General features: G+C 61.2%; 1 protein-coding gene and 1 pseudogene. Both read left to right on the plus strand.

Translation table 11 applies throughout. The features are described 5' to 3' along the window. Window positions 1–37: 37 nt before the first annotated feature. A pseudogene (locus XH79_RS06820) lies at window positions 38–211 on the plus strand (recombinase family protein); the annotation flags it as partial. Window positions 212–491: 280 nt separating this feature from the next. After that, the coding region (locus XH79_RS06825; protein ID WP_271581152.1) for a recombinase family protein at window positions 492–797 on the plus strand (306 nt) is incomplete at its 3' end.

Genomic DNA, 797 nt, shown 5'->3' on the forward strand with positions numbered 1-797 from the left:
GCTGCTCGCCGCCATTTGCGAAGGGCAAGTTGGCGCTGTGGTCTCGAGTGAGGCCTCTCGGCTGGCGCGCAACGGCAGGGATTGGCATACGCTCCTGGAGTTTTGCGGGCTCGTTGGAACACTGATCGTCGATGAGGATGGCGTCGACGATCCTCGCCATCCCAACGATCGCCTTCTGCTCGGCATGAAGGGCACGATGAGCGAGATGGAGCTATCTATCTTTCGGCAACGCTCGCTTGAAGCCTTGAAGCAGAAGGCACGCACGGGTGAGCTCTTCCTCAACGTCGCCATCGGCTATCTCAAGGTCTCCAACGATCGGATCGACGAGGACCCTGATCGGCGCATTCAGGAGGCGCTCGCACTCGTGTTCACCAAGTTTGCCGAGATCCAGACACTGCGCCAGGTCCACCTCTGCTTACGGCAGGAGCGAATCACTTTGCCCGGGGGTCGGCCATGGCCCCGAGGGCCGCCACGTCGAATGGAAGTTACCAGTGTACAATACGATCTACCACATCCTGACCAATCCCGCCTATGCTGGCGCCTATGTCTTCGGGCGCTCGGGCAGTCGGGTGGCGATCGAGGCCGGCCGCAAGAGGATCGTGCGGGGCTTCCGGCGCGAGCGCAACGACTGGGAGGTTTTGATCAAGGACCACCATGAGGGCTACATTACGTGGGCGGAGTTCGAGAAGAATCAGGGCCTGATCACCGACAACGCCAACGGAAAAAGCTTCATGAGTCGTGGCTCGGTTCGCAGCGGCGAAGGCCTGCTCGCGGGTTCTTCGTTGCGGCCACTGCGG

It is taken from the genome of Bradyrhizobium sp. CCBAU 45389, from assembly GCF_028128625.1.
Lineage (GTDB): Bacteria > Pseudomonadota > Alphaproteobacteria > Rhizobiales > Xanthobacteraceae > Bradyrhizobium > Bradyrhizobium liaoningense_B.